Origin of the sequence: Rhodococcus sp. 06-462-5 (assembly GCF_002258315.1) — a bacterium.
Classification (GTDB): domain Bacteria; phylum Actinomycetota; class Actinomycetes; order Mycobacteriales; family Mycobacteriaceae; genus Rhodococcoides.
Genome location: NZ_NOYD01000038.1, coordinates 317164 through 334926, shown reverse-complemented (window position 1 = coordinate 334926; position 17763 = coordinate 317164). Strand labels below are relative to the sequence as shown.

General features: G+C 65.8%; 18 protein-coding genes. 8 read left to right on the top strand and 10 right to left on the bottom strand.

What is annotated here, in order from left to right:
• Positions 1–48 precede the first annotated feature (48 nt).
• The 4 genes from CH251_RS18820 to CH251_RS18805 form a co-directional block, all read right to left on the bottom strand.
• Entirely contained in the window at positions 49–1341 is a 1293-nt protein-coding gene (locus tag CH251_RS18820; RefSeq protein ID WP_256979174.1) for a pitrilysin family protein, read from the bottom strand.
• A 61-nt stretch (positions 1342–1402) separates the two neighbouring features.
• Entirely contained in the window at positions 1403–3664 is a 2262-nt protein-coding gene (locus tag CH251_RS18815; RefSeq protein WP_094614430.1) for a polyribonucleotide nucleotidyltransferase, read from the bottom strand.
• Between the two features lie 392 nt (positions 3665–4056).
• Complete coding sequence (gene rpsO, locus CH251_RS18810) at positions 4057–4326, bottom strand: 30S ribosomal protein S15 (RefSeq protein ID WP_032397847.1); 270 nt, start codon at positions 4324–4326, stop codon at positions 4057–4059.
• Positions 4327–4448: 122 nt separating this feature from the next.
• Positions 4449–5417, bottom strand: coding sequence for a bifunctional riboflavin kinase/FAD synthetase (locus CH251_RS18805; RefSeq protein WP_179273372.1), 969 nt, complete (start codon positions 5415–5417; stop codon positions 4449–4451).
• Between the two features lie 103 nt (positions 5418–5520).
• Between CH251_RS18805 and CH251_RS18800 the strand changes: the two genes are divergently transcribed.
• Genes CH251_RS18800 through CH251_RS18785 form a run of 4 tightly spaced genes read left to right on the top strand, consistent with a single transcriptional unit; the run spans position 5521 to position 8922 of the window.
• Positions 5521–6483, top strand: a complete 963-nt coding sequence (locus tag CH251_RS18800) for a metal ABC transporter substrate-binding protein (protein ID WP_373454965.1) — start codon at positions 5521–5523, stop codon at positions 6481–6483.
• Positions 6480–7292, top strand: a complete 813-nt coding sequence (locus CH251_RS18795; protein ID WP_094614428.1) for a metal ABC transporter ATP-binding protein — start codon at positions 6480–6482, stop codon at positions 7290–7292. Before CH251_RS18800 ends, CH251_RS18795 begins: the two co-directional genes overlap by 4 nt.
• 3 nt (positions 7293–7295) lie before the next feature.
• A complete protein-coding gene (locus CH251_RS18790) occupies positions 7296–8168 on the top strand; it encodes a metal ABC transporter permease (RefSeq protein ID WP_094614427.1) in 873 nt (290 codons plus the stop codon).
• Position 8169: 1 nt separating this feature from the next.
• On the top strand, positions 8170–8922 hold the full coding sequence (locus tag CH251_RS18785) for a metal-dependent transcriptional regulator (protein ID WP_371828393.1): 753 nt from the start codon (positions 8170–8172) through the stop codon (positions 8920–8922).
• 15 nt (positions 8923–8937) lie between these two features.
• On the opposite strand, the gene truB is transcribed toward CH251_RS18785, so the two are convergent.
• From truB to CH251_RS18770, 3 genes are read right to left on the bottom strand one after another with little or no spacing between them, the layout of a single operon-like run.
• Positions 8938–9870 (bottom strand): tRNA pseudouridine(55) synthase TruB, encoded by a 933-nt coding sequence (gene truB / locus CH251_RS18780; protein ID WP_094614543.1) that lies wholly within the window; start codon positions 9868–9870, stop codon positions 8938–8940.
• A gap of 35 nt (positions 9871–9905) precedes the next feature.
• Complete coding sequence (locus tag CH251_RS18775; protein WP_094614426.1) at positions 9906–10571, bottom strand: 4'-phosphopantetheinyl transferase; 666 nt, start codon at positions 10569–10571, stop codon at positions 9906–9908.
• Positions 10568–11491: a metallophosphoesterase gene (locus CH251_RS18770; protein WP_094614425.1), complete on the bottom strand. Its 924-nt coding sequence runs from the start codon at positions 11489–11491 to the stop codon at positions 10568–10570. Before CH251_RS18770 ends, CH251_RS18775 begins: the two co-directional genes overlap by 4 nt.
• A gap of 241 nt (positions 11492–11732) precedes the next feature.
• Here CH251_RS18770 and CH251_RS18765 point away from each other — a divergent pair, with 241 nt between their 5' ends.
• Genes CH251_RS18765 through CH251_RS18750 form a run of 4 tightly spaced genes read left to right on the top strand, consistent with a single transcriptional unit; the run spans position 11733 to position 14857 of the window.
• The gene (locus CH251_RS18765) at positions 11733–12131 is read left to right on the top strand and encodes a molybdopterin-binding protein (protein WP_032398374.1); all 399 of its coding nucleotides are present in this window, start codon (positions 11733–11735) and stop codon (positions 12129–12131) included.
• Positions 12132–12156: 25 nt separating this feature from the next.
• Positions 12157–12939, top strand: a complete 783-nt coding sequence (modA, locus tag CH251_RS18760) for a molybdate ABC transporter substrate-binding protein (RefSeq protein ID WP_094614542.1) — start codon at positions 12157–12159, stop codon at positions 12937–12939.
• The gene (locus CH251_RS18755) at positions 12936–13766 is read left to right on the top strand and encodes an ABC transporter permease (protein ID WP_256979160.1); all 831 of its coding nucleotides are present in this window, start codon (positions 12936–12938) and stop codon (positions 13764–13766) included. Before modA ends, CH251_RS18755 begins: the two co-directional genes overlap by 4 nt.
• On the top strand, positions 13763–14857 hold the full coding sequence (locus CH251_RS18750) for a sulfate/molybdate ABC transporter ATP-binding protein (RefSeq protein ID WP_094614424.1): 1095 nt from the start codon (positions 13763–13765) through the stop codon (positions 14855–14857). The genes CH251_RS18755 and CH251_RS18750 overlap by 4 nt, the downstream gene beginning before the upstream one ends.
• Before the next feature lie 8 nt (positions 14858–14865).
• Here CH251_RS18750 and CH251_RS18745 read toward each other — a convergent pair whose 3' ends face one another.
• The 3 genes from CH251_RS18745 to rbfA are packed head-to-tail and all read right to left on the bottom strand — an operon-like array spanning position 14866 to position 17724.
• Positions 14866–16194: an MATE family efflux transporter gene (locus CH251_RS18745; protein WP_094614423.1), complete on the bottom strand. Its 1329-nt coding sequence runs from the start codon at positions 16192–16194 to the stop codon at positions 14866–14868.
• Positions 16191–17189 carry a bifunctional oligoribonuclease/PAP phosphatase NrnA gene (locus CH251_RS18740; RefSeq protein ID WP_094614422.1) on the bottom strand — a complete coding sequence of 333 codons (999 nt, stop codon included), beginning with the start codon at positions 17187–17189 and terminating at the stop codon, positions 16191–16193. The genes CH251_RS18745 and CH251_RS18740 overlap by 4 nt, the downstream gene beginning before the upstream one ends.
• Before the next feature lies 1 nt (position 17190).
• A complete protein-coding gene (rbfA, locus tag CH251_RS18735) occupies positions 17191–17724 on the bottom strand; it encodes a 30S ribosome-binding factor RbfA (protein ID WP_094614540.1) in 534 nt (177 codons plus the stop codon).
• Positions 17725–17763: the final 39 nt, after the last annotated feature.

Here is a 17763-nt window from a genome sequence, read left to right as displayed (position 1 = left end):
CGGTGACGGAGTTGACCCGTCGCGCAGTGCGCGACGTGATCGCCGACGCTAGCGAACCAGGGACTTGACCGACGCCGGCAGCTGGCGAACGTTCTTGTACGGGCCGACCACCGCGGCACCGAAAGGACGCTCGAGCAACACGGCAGCGACCTCGCGTACCTCGTCGTTGCCGACGCTGTCGATCCGCGCCAACGTGTCGGTGATGTCGCGGTGATTGCCGTAGTTCAGTTCGCTGCGACCGATCCGGTTCATCCGAGACCCCGAATCTTCCAGTCCCAGAACCAATCCGCCTCGCAACGAGCCCTTCGCCCGAGCACACTCGGCGTCGGTGATGCCCTCCGAGGCGACCTTGGCCAGCACTTCCCTGATCACCGTGGTCACTTCGCCCAAGTTCTCCGGCTGGCAACCCGCGTACACCGAGAACGCACCGCTGTCGGCAAACGTGTCCACCGACGAGTACACCGAGTACGCCAGGCCCCGCTCTTCCCTGATCTCCTGGAAAAGACGAGAACTGAGCCCACCGCCCACGGCCGAGTTCAGCACGGACAACGCCCAACGATGTCCTTCGTGTCGGCCGAACGCACGCACGCCGAGGCACAGATGCGCCTGCTCGCTGTCACGAGTGGTCAGACTCAACGTGGGAGCGTTGCGCAATCGCGCTGTGCCGGACCTTCTTTCGGCCGGCCGCACGCCCTTGACCAGATGGCCGGAGAACGCTCGGCGGACGAGCGAGACGATCTGTTTGTGATCGACGTTGCCCGCGACAGCAACGACCATGCGCTGCGGGGTGTAGCGGCGAACGTGGAACGAGTGCAATTGCGCACGGGTCATCGACTCGATGGATTCGACGGAACCGATGATCGGGCGTCCGATCGGATGATCGCCGAACATCGCTTCCAGGAAGGCATCTCCCAGCAGATCCTCGGGATCGTCGTCGCGCATGGAGATCTCTTCGAGGACCACCTGCCGCTCGACGTCGACATCTGCCGATCGGCACCGGCCACGAAGCACGACATCGCTGACCAGATCGATGGCAAGGGCCACGTCCTCGTCGAGCACGTGCGCATAGAAGCAGGTGCTCTCCTTCGAGGTGAACGCGTTCAGCTCTCCCCCGACACCGTCCATCACCTGGGCGATCTCGAGCGCACTGCGCGTGGGAGTCGACTTGAACAGCAGGTGCTCGAGGAAGTGTGCTGCACCGGCGACACTGGGTTGCTCGTCCCGGGAACCGACTCCGACCCACACACCGACCGAGGCCGAGCGAACGCCTGGCACGAACTCGGTGACCACCCGAAGACCGCCGGGCAGAGTCGTCCGTTGCACACCCGTATCGATGGTGATGCTCTCTGGAACGGCCGAACGGTACGTCCCGAGGGGACGTACCGTTCGGCTCGGTTGCTTCTTACTCAGCGCTGGCCTCGGCGGGTGCCTCGGGAGCGTCGGCGGGAGCAGCAGCGTTGTCGTCCTCGACGGGAACGAGGCTGATCTTGCCGCGGTTGTCGATATCGGCGATCTCGACGCGCAACTTGGATCCGACGCTGACGACGTCCTCCACCTTGTTGATGCGCTTGCCGTTACCGAGCTTGGAGATGTGCACCAATCCGTCGCGGCCCGGGAGGAGCGAGACGAATGCACCGAAAGCCGTTGTCTTGACGACGGTTCCGAGGAATCGCTCGCCGACCTTCGGCAGCTGCGGGTTGGCGATGGCGTTGATCATGTCGATCGCGGCCTGTGCGGACGGGCCGTCCGCTGCACCGACGTAGACAGTGCCGTCATCTTCGATCGAGATGTTGGCGCCGGTCTGCTCGGTGATGGAGTTGATCATCTTGCCCTTGGGCCCGATGACCTCGCCGATCTTGTCGACCGGCACCTTGATCGCGGTGACCCGAGGTGCGTACGGGCTCATCTCGTCCGGGGTGTCGATGGCCTCGGCCATGACCTCGAGGATCGTCGTACGAGCGTCCTTGGCCTGCGACAGCGCGCCGGCGAGCACCTTGGAGGGGATGCCGTCGAGCTTGGTGTCGAGCTGCAGTGCCGTGACGAAGTCCTTGGTTCCGGCGACCTTGAAGTCCATGTCGCCGAACGCGTCCTCGGCACCGAGGATGTCGGTGAGTGCGACGTAGCGGGTTTCTCCGTCGACCTCGTCGGAGACGAGGCCCATCGCGATTCCGGCGACCGGTGCACGCAGTGGCACACCGGCGTTCAGCAGCGACAGGGTCGAAGCGCAGACCGAGCCCATCGAGGTCGAGCCGTTGGAGCTCAGTGCCTCGGAGACCTGGCGGATCGCGTACGGGAACTCTGCCTGGCTGGGCAGAACCGGCAGCAGAGCGCGCTCGGCGAGTGCGCCGTGACCGATTTCGCGACGCTTGGGCGAACCGACGCGACCGGTCTCACCGGTGGAGTAGGGCGGGAAGTTGTAGTGATGCATGTAGCGCTTGGACGTCTCGGGCCCGAGCGAGTCGACCTGCTGCGCCATCTTGACCATGTCGAGTGTGGTGACGCCCAGGATCTGGGTCTCGCCGCGCTCGAACAGGGCCGATCCATGGGTACGCGGGATGATCGCGACCTCGGCGGACAGCGACCGGATGTCGGTGATGCCGCGGCCGTCGATGCGGAAGTGATCGGTGAGGATGCGCTGGCGAACCGACTTCTTGGTCAGTGCGCGGAATGCGGCACCGATCTCCTTCTCGCGGCCGGCGAAGCTGTCTCCGACCGACGTGAGGACCTGAGCCTTGACCTCGTCGAGCTTGTTCTCACGCTCGGCCTTGCCCGCAATGGTCAGTGCCTCGTTCAGCGGGATCTTCGCGGCGTTCTCGACTGCTTCGAAGACGTCGGTCTGGTACGCCGGGAAGACCGGGTAGTCGCCGGTGGGCTTGGCGGCCTTGGACGCCAGCTCCTGCTGCGCGGTGCACAGGGCCGCGATGAAGGGCTTGGATGCCTCGAGGCCCTCGGCGACGACGGTCTCGTTGGGCGCGGTGGCGCCACCCTCGATGAGCTCGATGACGTTCTCGGTGGCCTCGGCTTCGACCATCATGATGGCGACGTCTGCGTCGGCACCGGAGCCGGAGACGATGCGGCCGGCGACGACCATGTTGAACACGGCCTTCTCGAGCTGCTCGTTGGTCGGGAAGGCGACCCACTGCTTGTCGATCAGTGCAACGCGAACGCCACCGATCGGGCCGGAGAACGGCAGGCCGGCGATCTGCGTCGAGGCCGATGCCGCGTTGATCGCGACGACGTCGTACAGATCGGCCGGGTTGAGGCTCATGACCGTGATGACGACCTGGATCTCGTTGCGCAGTCCGTCGACGAACGTCGGACGCAGCGGCCGGTCGATCAGGCGGCAGGTGAGGATGGCGTCGGTGGACGGACGGCCCTCGCGGCGGAAGAACGATCCGGGGATGCGGCCCGCGGCGTACATGCGCTCTTCGACGTCGACCGTCAGCGGGAAGAAATCGAATCCCTCACGGGGGTGCTTGCCTGCGGTCGTTGCCGACAGCAGCATGGTGTCCTCGTCGAGGTACGCGGCGACTGCGCCTGCGGCCTGCTGTGCGAGGCGGCCGGTCTCGAAGCGGATGGTCCGCTTGCCGAACGTGCCGTTGTCGATGATCGCAGTTGCTTCGTAGACGCCTTCTTCGACGTCCAACGTTGTGGTTTCCGACATGTGTTCTGTTCTCGTCCTCTCGTCTTTGCCGTGCCCGCGTGGACACACCACGAGCCCTCCTGGCTGTGGCGGCATACCTGTGCCGTCCATCTCCGAGCTTCTCTCGGGACGCGGCTGCGCGGAGGCGGCCATCGATCGAAGCCCACCGGATCTCGTATCCGAAAGGCCACTACCGAAGACCGTCACCACGGCGTGACAGGCATACACGGCGGTGTGCGGATGCCGTGCATCCGCTTTCTCGTGCTGGCGTAACTGTTCTTGCGGTACAAACACAGATAGCCAACGAGGAACAGTCTAAGCACTGCCTCGTTGGCTACTGCACTATTGGTGCGAGTCGGGTGCGCACCGGCGCGTCGAACCGTGCGTCGGTGACATCCTCGCGTCGATGCGAATTATCGACGCAGACCCAGACGCTCGATGAGCGAGCGGTAGCGGGTGACGTCGACCTTCGCGATGTACTTGAGCAGACGACGACGACGTCCGACCAGCAGCAGCAGGCCGCGGCGGGAGTGGTGGTCGTGCTTGTGCGTCTTGAGGTGCTCGGTCAAGTCGACGATGCGCTTGGTGAGCATTGCAACCTGCGCCTCGGGTGAGCCCGTGTCGGTGGGGTGCAAGCCGTACTCGCCGAGAACGGCCTTCTTCTGTTCGGTGGTCAATGCCACTGGTACTACTCCTGATCAATGACGTCCGCGTGAAAGGAAGCAACGCGCCCGGTGGTCGAAACCACGGGATCGAAGCCGGTACAGCCGCCACGGACCGCAGCGAGCACCGAGGGGACAGCCTATCAGGCCGTTTTCGCCGCCAGGATCGAGCGGGCTCGCTCGGCGTCGCGCCCCATTTCCTCCACGAGCGCTTCCATCGAGTCGAACTTCTCCATGCCGCGCAGTCGATCCACGAAGTCGACTGCCACATGCTGCCCGTACAGGTCGGCATCACCGTCGAGCACGAACGCCTCGACGGTCCTGGTGCGACCCGAGAACGTGGGATTGGTACCCACCGAGACCGCAGCCGGATGTCGCTCCCCCGGCGTGACCGTCCCCATGATCGGCCCCGGCCCGAGCACGGTGAACCACGCCGCATAGACGCCGTCCGCGGGGATGGCCGAGTACATGGGCGGCGCGACATTGGCTGTGGGGTAACCCATCTGGCGACCTCGGCCGTCGCCGTGCACCACGACGCCCTCCACGCGATGCGGTCGCCCGAGGGCGGCAGCGGCTGCGGCGACGTCTCCGGCGTCCACGCACGACCTGATGTACGTCGAGGAGAACGTCACGGCGTGCTCGGCGAGCAGGTTGACTCCGTCGACTGCGAATCCGGACCGTTCGCCGATCTTGCGCAGCATGGGCACGGTACCGAGCGCCTTCTTCCCGTAGGTGAAGTTCTCACCGACGACGACCTCGGCAACGTGCAGGCGTTCGATCAGGATCTCGTGCACGTATCGCTCGGGGGTGAGCTTCATCAGCTCGGGCGTGAACGGCATGACGCAGAAGACGTCGATTCCCAGTTCCTCGGCGAGTTCGGCTCTCCTCGTCAGGGTGGTCAACTGAGCAGGGTGGCTGCCCGGCCGTACGACCTCCATCGGATGGGGATCGAACGTCATGAGCACGCTGGGAACGCCGCGCTTCTTCGCAGCGGCCACCGCTCGCCCGATCAGTTGTGCGTGTCCGCGATGAACGCCGTCGAAGACGCCGATCGTGAGCACGCACCGACCCCAGTCGGCAGGTACATCGTCGAGACCTCGCCATCTCTGCACACCGCGAAGCCTACGGCCCGACGGCCGCTCGGTCACTCTCGGACAGGCGTGTCGCGCGCGGTGGGTATGGACAAAAAGGTATCCCCACGGTAAATATTTCGGTGTGCCTAACTTATTTCTTCGCCAGCGTGGATTTCGCGTCCGGCGGATTCTCGCGAGCTGGGCCGTGGTGGGACTCCTGGTAGCAGCGTCGACCGGCTGTGCCCGTGCCGTCGGAGAGGACGATCCGACGGTGCTCGACGACGGCAGACCGTTGGTTCTGACGACCTTCACCGTCCTCGCCGACATGGCCGCCAATGTCGCCGGCGACCACCTTCGAGTGGAATCGATCACAAAAGCCGGTGCCGAGATCCACGGCTACGAGCCGACACCAGGAGACCTACGCACCGCGGAGCAGGCCGAGTTGATACTGGACAACGGGCTCGGGCTGGAGGCCTGGTTCGAGAAATTCGTCGAGCGAATCCCCGCACCCCACGCCGTGGTCAGTGCGAACGTGGATCCGATCTACATCCGTGACGATGCCTACGCGGGCAAAGCGAACCCCCATGCATGGATGTCCCCCGTCGTGGCCGAGACGTACGTCGAGAACATCGCCGACGCGTTCGTCGCGCTCGACCCCGCCAACACCGACGACTATCGCGCGAACGCAGCCGCGTACATCGAACAACTCCGCGAGGTCGGTGCCGAGCTGGACGCAGATCTCTCCGGGCTGCCCGCTCGGCAACGTGCGCTTGTCACCTGTGAGGGCGCATTCGGTTATCTGGCCCGTGACTTCGATCTGCAGGAGGCCTACCTGTGGCCGGTCAACGCCGAGCAGGAAGGAACTCCGAAGCAGGTGGTGCGCACCATCGATTTCGTTCGTGACAACGACGTACCCGCCGTATTCTGCGAGTCGACCGTCTCGGACAAGGCGCAGCTGCAGGTCGCCGAGGACACCGGCGCTCGGTTCGGCGGACAGCTCTACGTCGATTCCCTGAGCGATGCGACCGGCCCCGTCCCCACATACCTGGATCTCCTGCGCTACGACGCACGGTTGATCGCCGACGCACTGGTAGGAGAACGATGAATTCACCTGACGCCACCACACACGTGAATGGAGCGGCGCTGACGGTGGACACCGTCAATGTTCGATACCGCGACGTCGTGGCCCTGACCGATGCCAGTCTCACGCTCGCGCCCGGCCGGGTGTGCGGGTTGGTCGGCATGAACGGATCGGGTAAGTCGACGCTGTTCAAGGCCGTCATGGGAGTGGTCAAGCCGAACTCCGGCTCGATCACCGTGTTCGGCGGCGACCCGGCCCAGGCGCGCAAGGCAGGCACGGTCAGCTACGTACCCCAGGCCGAATCCGTCGACTGGACGTTCCCGATCAGCGTGCGCGACGTGGTGATGATGGGCCGATACGGGAAGCAGAATTTCTTTCGCACTCCCCGTGCAGCCGATCGACTGGCCGTCGACGAGGCTCTGCAGCGCGTCGATCTGGCCGAACTCGCCAGCCGACAGATCGGCCAGCTCTCCGGAGGGCAACGCAAACGTGCGTTCGTCGCCCGCGCGATCGCACAGGAAGCGTCGCTGCTGTTGCTCGACGAGCCCTTCGCCGGTGTGGACAAGAAGACCGAGGCAACCATCACTCGGCTGCTCCGCGAACTCGCCGCACACGGCGCCTCGGTCCTCGTGTCCACGCACGATCTCCATGCGTTGCCGGATCTGTGCGACGAGGCGATCCTGCTGCAGCAACGGGTGCTGATGCACGGCAGTCCCGCCGAGGTACTGCGCCCGGAGAACCTGGCGCTGGCCTTCGGCATCGACCCGTCGAAGGTCGACCAACTCGGTGCGGGCACTCGGACTCCGGCCACCCCGACAACGGAAGCGAGCTGAACCGTGTACGTCATCGACTTTCTCGTGGATCCACTCGAATACACCTTCATGCAGCGGGCCCTGCTGGTGACCGTCACCGCCTCGATCGTGTGCGCGGTGTTGAGTTGCTGGCTCGTTCTCATCGGGTGGTCGCTGATGGGCGACGCCGTCTCGCACGCCGTTCTGCCCGGTGTCGCGCTGTCGTACCTGTTCGGGGCCCCGTTCGCGATCGGAGCTCTTCTGTTCGCCCTCATCGCGGTCGGCGCCATCGGAGTCGTTCGCAACACCACCATCGTCAAGGAGGACGCCGCGATCGGCGTCGTTTTCACCACCCTGTTCGCGCTCGGCGTCGTCCTGATCTCCAAGTTTCCGAGCCAGATCGACCTCAACCACATCCTGTTCGGCAATCTGCTCGGCGTCTCGCAGGCAGACATGATCCAGGTGTTCGTGCTCGGCGGCATCGCGCTGGCCGTCATGATCGTCAAGCGTCGGGACTTCACTCTCTTCGCCTTCGACCGCACCCAGGCACGAGCCGTCGGTATCAACCCGACGGTGATCTCGGCCGTGATGCTGACCCTGCTCGCTCTGACGACCGTGGTGGCACTCCAGGCCGTCGGCGTCATCCTCGTGGTGGCGATGCTCATCACTCCCGGTGCGTCCGCGTATCTGCTCACCCACAGCTTCGGCCGCATGCTGGTGCTGGCACCGATCGTTTCGGTGGGCTGCGCGCTGGTGGGCATCTACGCCAGCTTCTACCTCGACGTGTCCTCCGGTGGCAGCGTCGTGCTCACTCAGGGGCTGGTCTTCGTTCTTGCCTACCTCTTCAGCCCCTCACAGGGCATCGTCATCCGCGCCCTGCGCCAACGCGGACAGGTGCCGGTGGCTCCGGCCGGGTGAGATGTCTTTTTCCATTGGATTGCCTAAGCTCGGCGACGTGGCGCAACGAAAAGACGATCCTGCACCGGCCGACGAGGGCGTCCAACTGTCCGCGGTTGCGCAGGACTACCTCAAGGTCATCTGGACGGCCAGCGAATGGAGCGAGGACTCCGTCAGCACCAAGATGCTCTCCGAGCGCATCGGGGTCTCCGCTTCGACGGTGTCCGAGGCGATTCGCAAGCTCGCCGACCAGGGCATGGTCGACCACGCCCGGTACGGAGCCATCTCACTGACCGAGAAGGGTCGACTGGCTGCCATCGGTATGGTGCGTCGGCACCGTCTGATCGAGACCTATCTGGTCCGAGAACTGGGTTACGGCTGGGACGAAGTGCACGACGAGGCAGAGATTCTCGAACATGCCGTCTCGGATCTGATGATGGATCGAATCGACGCCAAACTGGGCCACCCCGAACGGGATCCGCACGGCGACCCGATTCCGTCGGTCGACGGTGCGATCGAGACTCCGTCCGCGACCCGCCTGAGCGAGTACCTCGACGGACAATCCGGCCGAGTCGCCAGAATTTCCGACTCCGACCCGGCGATGCTTCGGTACTTCGATTCCGTCGGCATCACGCTGGACCTGCCGATCACAGTGGTCGAACGACGCGACTACGCAGGCACCGTCGCCATCGAGCTCGCCCGCACCGACGCCACCGATTCGATCGACCTCGGCCACCGCGCCGCCGAGGCGATCTGGATGGTTCCGGCGAACTGATCGTCGGGTTTCGCTTCAGTGCCCGCGCAAGGTCGCGGGCCGCACGACCATGACCGAACTGGCGCGCTTGCCCTTCTCCTGGAGCAGAGCGATGGTGTGCCCCGTGGGATCGACCGCCGCGTACACCCCGTCGATTCCGACCGGATCCAGCCACCGTCCCTGGCTCAACGATTCCGCCTCACCCGCGTCGATCTGCCGGTGCGGAAAGGCCGTTCGCGCCGCCTGGTCGATGTCCAGGCTCACGGCCGGGTCCTCGGCCAGCTCGTCGAGTGTCCGTGCGTGGTCGAGGGTGAAGGGTCCGACGCGAGTGCGGCGCAGCACGGTCAGGTGGCCGCCGACGCCGAGCGCCGCGCCGAGATCGCGCGCCAGGGCGCGCACATAGGTCCCCGACGTGCAGTCCACCTCGACGTCGAGGTCGACGAAGGCCGATTCGTTCTCCACCACATCGCGCCTGGCCATCACGTCGAATCGGGTGACGCTGACCTTGCGGGCGGCGAGGGTGAACTCCTCACCTGCGCGGGACAGTTTGTGAGCACGTTGCCCGTCGACCTTGATGGCGCTGACGCTGGCAGGCACCTGCTCGATATCGCCGGTCAGGGCGGCGATCGCGGCCTGGATCTCGGATTCGGAGACATGCGCGGCCGAGACATCGGCCAGCACGTCACCCTCGGCGTCGTCGGTCGTCGTGCTCCGGCCGAGCCGGATGGTGGCGGTGTACGACTTGGTGGTCAGCGAGAGCAATCCGAGCATCTTGGTCGCACGCTCCACGCCGAGCACGAGCACGCCGGTCGCCATGGGATCCAGGGTCCCAGCATGGCCGACCTTTCTGGTGCGCAACAGCTTTCGGCACGACGCCACCACATCGTGGCTCGTCACTCCCGGCCCCTTGTCGACCACGAGCAGGCCGGCACCGACAAGACCGGACGAAATCTTTTCGCGAGCACTCACGAGAGAGCATTGTGCCAGGCTCGCGGAGCCGGTCGTCACATCACCGAGATCGCGGTCATCACCAGACCGCCCGCCACCATCCATCGACCGTCGAAAGCCCGCAACGGCGGACCGGACAACGTCTCCCCTGGCACCAGTAGCTCCGAATGGAACGTTCCCGACACATCGTCACCGGAGCCGGTGCGCTCGAAGGTGATGTGCGCGTCCTCGAAGCCGAGCCAACGTCCGGTCAACGGCTCCCAGGCCTTGTACGTCGCCTCCTTGGCGCAGAACAACACTCGATCCCAGTGCACGTCCTCACGGCCCACGGTCGCGAGCCACTCGCGTTCGGCCTCCAGGCTCACCGCCCCGAGCACTCCATCGGGCAAGGGTCCGTGTGGCTCGGCGTCGATTCCCACCGACCGCACCTGCATCGAGTAGGCCAACACCGCACCGCGATAACCGTCGCAGTGCGTCAACGATCCGACCACACCCTTCGGCCACTGCGGGGCACCGGACTTACCGCGCATGATCGGTGCAGGCTCCACGCCCAACTTCTCCATCGCCACGCGCGCACAGTGTCGAGCCGAGGTGAACTCACGCTTGCGCTTGTCCACCGCCTTGGCCACCAGCGGGGCTTCGAGTGGATGCGGCGTCAAACCCGGTGGGTCGGCGAATAATTCGGCCGAGACGACGCCGTTGGGAAGTATGGACTCGATCACTTGCCTGCCCTCATCTTCTCTACCTCTGCCTCCATCTCGGGCGTCACCGTGAAGTGTCCACCCCACTTGTTCAACGCACCCGGCGGATACTCGGGGACCGGAAGAATCTGCCGCAGAACGTTCTTCGGCAGGCCGCGGCGCTGCCATTCGCGCGGGTAGCCCACCGATACCTCCTCGAAGCGAACGCCGTCGTAATAGGTCGTCCGCGGGATGTGCAGGTGCCCGTACACCGAGCAGATCGCGTTGTACCGCGTGTGCCAATCCGCCGTCAGAGTGGACCCACACCACAGTGCGAACTCCGGGTAGAACAGCACCTCGGTCGGCTGCCGAACCATCGGGAAGTGGTTGATCAACACGGTAGGAACGGAGGTGTCCAGCGCGTCGAGACGCTCCCGGGTGGCGTCGATCCGCGCATGACACCAGGCGTCGCGCGTCGCGTACGGCTGCGAGGACAGCAGGAACTCGTCGGTGGCGACGACGTTCTTCTCACGTGCGATCGCCAGCCCGTGCTCCTTGTCTCGAGCTCCCCGCGGCAGGAACGTGTAGTCGTACAGCAGGAACATCGGCACGATCGTCGCCGGGCCGCCTTCGCCCTCCCACCGCAGGTACGGATCCTCCGGGGTGACGACGTCGATCTCGCGGCACAGGTTGACCAAGTACTCGTAGCGGGCGGCACCGTGAATCTGGACGGGATCTTTCACCGTCGTCCACAGTTCGTGGTTGCCGGGAACCCAGATGACCTTCGCGAAACGGCTACGGAGCAGTTCGAGCGCCCATTTGATGTCGTCGGTCTTCTCCGACACGTCGCCGGCAACGATCAGCCAGTCGTCGGGAGATTCGGGAAAGATGTCCTCGGTCACGGGTCGGTTGCCCCGATGTCCGACATGGATGTCGCTCACTGCCCACAGCTTCGCTGCCACTGAAAATTCCTTCCGATGCGCTCGGCCGCCGACGTCGAATCGCCAGAACCGTCCGAGAACGTACCAACGCCCAATACTCCACGCAGATTCCGCGGCCTGTCCGGCCGGGTGACGCGGCAACCCGGTCGACCGTCGGACGGTGCTGCTCGCCGAGAACAGGATCGAGTCGAAACACCCGCAGATTCGGGTGTATGGTGCCTCTCATGACTTGTTTGCGGAGGTTCGGTCGGGTGACATCTCGATGACGGTGCCCCCGGTCCGCGTTCGAGACGCCGCAGCGCTCCTCGGCGTCAGTGACGACACCGTGCGCCGATGGATCGACAGCGGCGCACTCCCCGCGCTCGAGGACGAAACCGGACGGAAGGTCATCGCCGGCCGCGACCTTGCCGACTACGCACGCGAACACGCCGTCCCCCCGCCGGAGATCTCGTCGGGCGGCAGCTCGGCCCGCAACCGGCTCGTGGGTTTGGTCACCGAGGTCGTCTCGGACGCAGTGATGAGCGAGGTGAGCATGCAGTGCGGGCCGTTCACGATCGTGTCGCTGATGAGCACCCGATCGGTTCGCGAACTGGGGCTCGAGCCCGGCAAGGTCACCGTCGCCGTCGTCAAGGCGACCACCGTCATCGTCGAGACACCGTAGAACGCAGGAGATGTTCGTGAAGACAATGCGCCCGGCATCCGCCCTCGTGGTTGCAGCCACCCTGATGCTCGTCGGGTGCAGCTCGCAGTCCGATACGACAACACCCGATGTGGCCTCGGACGCCCACGCAGTCGGAGGCGAGATCACGGTCTTCGCCGCAGCATCGCTTCGCGCGACGTTCACCGATCTCGGTACTCGATTCGAGGCCGAACACCCCGGCACCTCGGTGGAGTTCAGTTTCGCGGGCTCGTCCGATCTGGCCGCGCAGCTGATCTCCGGCGCGCCCGCCGACGTCTTCGCCTCCGCAGATACGAAGAACATGACCGCGACGGTCGACGAGGATCTGGTGGCGGGCAGTCCCGTCGACTTCGCGTCCAACACTCTGACCATCGTGACCGCCCCCGGAAACCCGGACCGCATCGCATCGTTCGCCGATCTGGCGAACCCCGATGTTCTGACAGTGATCTGCGCGCCCCAGGTGCCGTGCGGCGCGGCGACGGCCGCGGTCGAGACCGCCACCGGCACGCTCGTCCCGGCCGTGAGCGAGGAATCCTCGGTCACCGACGTACTGGGCAAGGTCACCTCGGGGCAGGCCGATGCCGGACTGGTCTACGTCACCGACGCGGCCGGGGCAGGCGCTGCCGTGACCACGGTGCCCTTCGAGGAGTCGAGCGAGGCCGTCAACACCTACCCGATCGCGACACTGAGCGGTTCCGGCAACCCCGACACAGCGCGCGCCTTCACGGAGTTCGTCGCCGGACCCGTCGGGCGAGACGTCCTCGGTCGAGCCGGCTTCGCGGCACCGTGACCGCTCGAGCCGCCGACGGCGGGCTGCCCACGGCAGGGCATCGTCCGACGGTCGGAGTACCGCTGTGGATATTCGCGCCGGCCGCCGTGGGCGCTCTGCTCGTCGTACTGCCGCTGGCCGCGATGTTCACCCGAATCGAGTGGTCGAATTTTCTCGGGCTCGTCACCTCCGAATCCGCTGTCGCAGCGCTGATCCTGAGTCTGAAGACGGCGACGGCCAGCACCGTCGTGTGTGTGCTTCTGGGCGTGCCGATGGCAATCGTGCTCTCGCGCAGCTCGATTCGAGGGCTCTCGATCCTTCGCTCTCTCGTCGTCCTGCCCCTGGTACTGCCCCCCGTGGTCGGCGGCATCGCGCTGCTCTACACCTTCGGACGCCAAGGCCTGTTGGGCGAACACCTCGATGCTTTCGGGATTCGAATAGCGTTCACCACCTCGGCCGTCGTGTTGGCACAGGTGTTCGTGTCGCTACCTTTCCTCGTCGTCAGCGTCGAGGGTGCCTTACGCACGGCCGGTGACCGCTACGACGTGGTGGCTGCCACCCTGGGTGCCACCCCCACGACAGTCCTGCGGCGAGTCACCGTTCCGCTGATTCTTCCCGGACTGGTGTCGGGAACCGTTCTCGCCTTCGCTCGCGCACTCGGAGAATTCGGAGCGACGTTGACGTTCGCCGGATCCCTCGAGGGCGTGACCAGGACACTGCCGCTGGAGATCTATCTGCAGCGCGAGAGCGACCCCGATGCCGCGGTGGCGCTGTCGCTGGTGCTGATTCTCGTCGCGGCACTCGTCGTCGTGACCGCGCGCGGCACACGATCGTCCGGAACGCTGTGAATTCACTACACCTCCGGGCCACCCTCGGCGCCCGCGGTATCGATCTGGAACTGGATGCCCGTGCGGGTGAGACGGTCGCTGTCCTCGGACCGAACGGGGCAGGCAAATCCACGCTGCTGCAGCTCGTCTCGGGCGTGGTGGCACCCGACGACGGAATCGTCCGACTGGGCGCGGACGTGTTGACCGACACCGCCTCGAACACCGTCGTGCCGATTCACGCGCGTGGCGTCGCGACCCTCGCTCAGGAAGCTCTGCTGTTTCCGCACATGGACGCTCGCACGAACGTGGCCTTCGCACCGCGTAGCACCGGCGCGAACCGTGCGACCGCGCGAGGCGTCGCCGATACCTGGCTGGACGCGGTCGGAGCCTCCCACCTCGCCGATCGCCGCCCTGCGCAATTGTCCGGCGGTCAGGCCCAACGTATCGCCATCGCGCGCGCTCTTGCCGCCGATCCGCGCCTGCTGCTGCTCGACGAACCCCTGGCGGCGCTCGATGTCGATACGGCACCGGGCATTCGGCGAGTGCTGCGCACGGTGTTGCGCGAGAGCGGCCGCACGGCCTTGATCGTGACCCACGATCTGCTCGACGTCGTCGCGCTCGCCGATTCCGTCGCGGTCGTCGACGGCGGGCGCGTCGTCGAGCGAGGCTCGGTCACCGAGGTCCTCACCGCCCCTCGCAGCGAATTCGGTGCCCGCATCGCCGGGGTGAATCTGATCTCGGGACGGGCCGTCGATGCCGACGACTCGACGTCCCTGACCACGACATGGGGAGTGACGGTCCACGGCTCCGGGCGGCACGCCACCGGAACTGATCTGGTGGCGGTGTTCTCCCCCGCCGCCGTCTCGGTGCACCCGACTGCACCGCATGCAAGCCCCCGCAACGTGTTCGAGGTGGTGATCGAGGAGATGGAGGTGCAGGGCTCCGGGATTCGTGTTCGGTCACGTCCGCAACCCGACGGGTCTCCCGGCATGGCCGCCGACATCACCCCTGCTGCGGTGTCGGATCTCGGGCTCGAGCCCGGCCGCAGCGTGTTCTTCGTCGTCAAGAGCCGTGAGGTGGCATTGCACCCCGCGTTGCGATCGCAGCCCTGACCGACAGCTCAGTGGCGTAGTTGGCGGTCGCTGCCGATCACCAGCCACTTACCGGACAGCACCCGGCCCGCGACCGCGAGCATGCGCAGTCCGACGAAGACCCCGAGCCCGATCCAGATGCCGACCAAACCCCAGTCGAACACCAGAGCCGACCAGATGAACGGCAGAAAGCCCACGACGGCACACGCCATGGTTGCGTTCCGCAGAAAAGCGGCGTCACCACTGCCGAGCAGCACTCCGTCCAACGCGAACACCACGCCCGCAATGGGAATGATCGCAACGAAGATCCACCAGATCGCATGCATCTCGTCGATGACCGACGCGTCGGTGGTGAACAACTCCGGGACGAACGAGCGTCCGACGGCGAACACGCAGGCGAGGACGACCGCGAACACCGTCGACCATGCCGTCAATCGCCACGCCAGTGCGCGCGCGTCGTCGGTCCTGCTTGCGCCCAGGGCGGCCCCCACCAGAGTCTGAGCGGCGATGGCCAACGAATCGAGCATCAACGACACCAGGTTCCACATGTGCAGTACCACCTGATTGGCGGCGACGGAGGCTGCTCCGAAGCGCGACGCGACCGCAGCGGCAGACAGAAAGCAGGCCTGGAACGCCAGGCTGCGCACGATCAGGTCGCGCCCCAGCACCAGTTGCGCGCGCATCACCGACCAGCGCGGGCGCAATTCGGTGCTCGCCCGCACCACTGCGACGACGAACAGCGCACCGGCGACGCCCTGCCCGATCACGTTGGCCACGGCCGATCCCACCAGCTCCAGACGCGGGAATCCGAGCAACCCGTGAACCAGAAGTGGGCACAGAACTGCCGACACACCGAAGCCGAACACGACGAAACGCAGCGGGGTCACCGTGTTCTGGACTCCGCGCATCCATCCGTTTCCGGCCAGAGATACCAGGATGAACGGCACACCCAGCAAGGCCACCCGCAGCCACGCGACCGCCTCGGCCGCGATGTCTCCGCCGCCGGTGAGCACCGACACCACGGGCTCGGCCGCAAGCTGCATCACCGCGACGATGGCGATACCGATCGCGAAGGCCAGCCAGGTTGCCTGCACACCCTCGCCGACGGCATCGCGTTCGCGACCGGCACCGTGCATGCGAGCCGCTCGCGCGGTCGTGCCGTAGGACAGGAAAGTCAGCTGGGTGCTGACCTGGGCCAGCACGAGCCCGCCGATGGCCAGGCCTGCGAGGGCCAAGGCACCCAGCCTGCCGATCACGGCGGCGTCGAACAACAGGTAGAGCGGTTCGGCGGCAAGGACGCCGAGGGAGGGCAGCGACAGGCCGAGGATCTTTCGAGCGGTGACCGGAGTGGAGCTCACGACGCCGAGAGGGCTCCGCGCAGCGCTTCGATCACGTCGGGCAGGTCACCGGTCGCGGTGTAGCCGGCTGCGTTGCGGTGCCCGCCGCCGCCGAGTTCACAGGCCACTGCCGAGACGTCGACCTCGGTCTTCGAGCGCAGGGAGACCACCCAGACCGAGCCGAAATCCTGTTGCTTGAGCACCGCGGCCACCTCCGCTTCGGAGGTGGTGCGCACGATGTCGATCACACTCTCGATTTCCTCGGACCGCAGTCCGGCCGAATCCTCGCTCCGAATGACGGCGTACACCAGCCCTCGTCCGTCTGCTGCGTCGGGAATCAGGGATGCCGAGCCGAGCACGGACCCGAGCATCGGCAGCCAGTCGAACGGATGGGTGTCGAGTAGCTTGCGGGCGATGTGAGCGCCGTCGATGCCCGTGGCCAACAGTCTCTCGGCCAACAGGTGAGAACCCGGGCGAACCCAGCGGAACGAACCGGTATCGGTAACCAGGCCCGCGAAGAGCAGGTGAGCCAGATCGGCGTCGATCTCGACGCCCCACCGATCGAACAGACGCGCGATCACGGCGGTGGTGGACTCGGCGGATGCATGCACCACGTTCAGCGTTCCGAATCGAGTGTTGCTGCGGTGGTGATCGATGACGAGGCTGGCCTTCGCCGTGTCGAGTCGGTCACCCAACGAACCCAGCCGACCTCGGCTTCCGGCGTCGACCGTGACCACCAGGTCGACGGTGTCGGTGACCTGATCGGCGTCGACCAGGAGGTGCCTGCCGGGCAACTCGTCCATCGACTCGGGCAGGGACGCCGGTGCCGCGAACGCCACCTGGACGGTCGCACCGCGACGTTCGAGCACCGAACCGAGCGCGAGCCCACTACCGATCGTGTCGGCATCGGGCTGAACATGACAGAGCACGGTCACCGACGATGCACGTTCGAGCATCTCGATCGCGTGCGCCAGCTCCTCGTCGGCCTCTGACACCGACCCCGAACCATCGGACATGTCAGTCGGCTTCGGCGGGCTCGACGTCTGCAGGAGTGGAGCCTGCGGAATGACCATCCAATTCAGGAGTGGAGCCTGCGGAATGACCATCTGAGTCTGCGACTTCGCGCGGGGCTTTGTATGGGTCTGGGTCGCCTGCGGGCTTGGCGTTCGCACGGGCGCGGGCCAGTTCCTCGTCGGCCACTCGGGCGCGTTCGAGAAGGTCTTCCATGTGGCGTGCGGTGTCGGGCACCGTGTCGGTCACGAAGGTCAATGTCGGCGTGTACCGAACACCCGTTCCGGCTCCGACCTTCGAGCGCAGCACACCCTTGGCCTTCTCGAGTCCTGCCGCCGCGGCCTGCAGATCGGGCGGAGTATCGAGATCTTCGCCCATCACGGTGTAGTACACCGTGGCGTCGTGCAGGTCGGCGGTCACCTTGGTGTCGGTGATGGTCACGAACGCCAGCCGTGGATCCTTGATCTCGTGATCGATCGCCGTCGCAACGATGGCAGCGATTCGCTTGGACAACTTACGAGCCCTGGCCTGATCCACCACGACAATCACACTCCTCTTTCATGGCCGAACGTCGATTGT

Bases quoted from the DNA above. Each gene is read 5' to 3' on its own strand.
- CH251_RS18815 (WP_094614430.1), bottom strand. From the start codon at position 3,664: ATGTCGGAAACCACAACGTTGGACGTCGAAGAAGGCGTCTACGAAGCA.
- CH251_RS18795 (WP_094614428.1), top strand. From the start codon at position 6,480: ATGAATTCACCTGACGCCACCACACACGTGAATGGAGCGGCGCTGACG.
- CH251_RS18785 (WP_371828393.1), top strand. From the start codon at position 8,170: ATGTCTTTTTCCATTGGATTGCCTAAGCTCGGCGACGTGGCGCAACGA.
- CH251_RS18765 (WP_032398374.1), top strand. From the start codon at position 11,733: ATGACGGTGCCCCCGGTCCGCGTTCGAGACGCCGCAGCGCTCCTCGGC.
- modA (WP_094614542.1), top strand. From the start codon at position 12,157: ATGCGCCCGGCATCCGCCCTCGTGGTTGCAGCCACCCTGATGCTCGTC.
- CH251_RS18740 (WP_094614422.1), bottom strand. From the start codon at position 17,189: ATGTCCGATGGTTCGGGGTCGGTGTCAGAGGCCGACGAGGAGCTGGCG.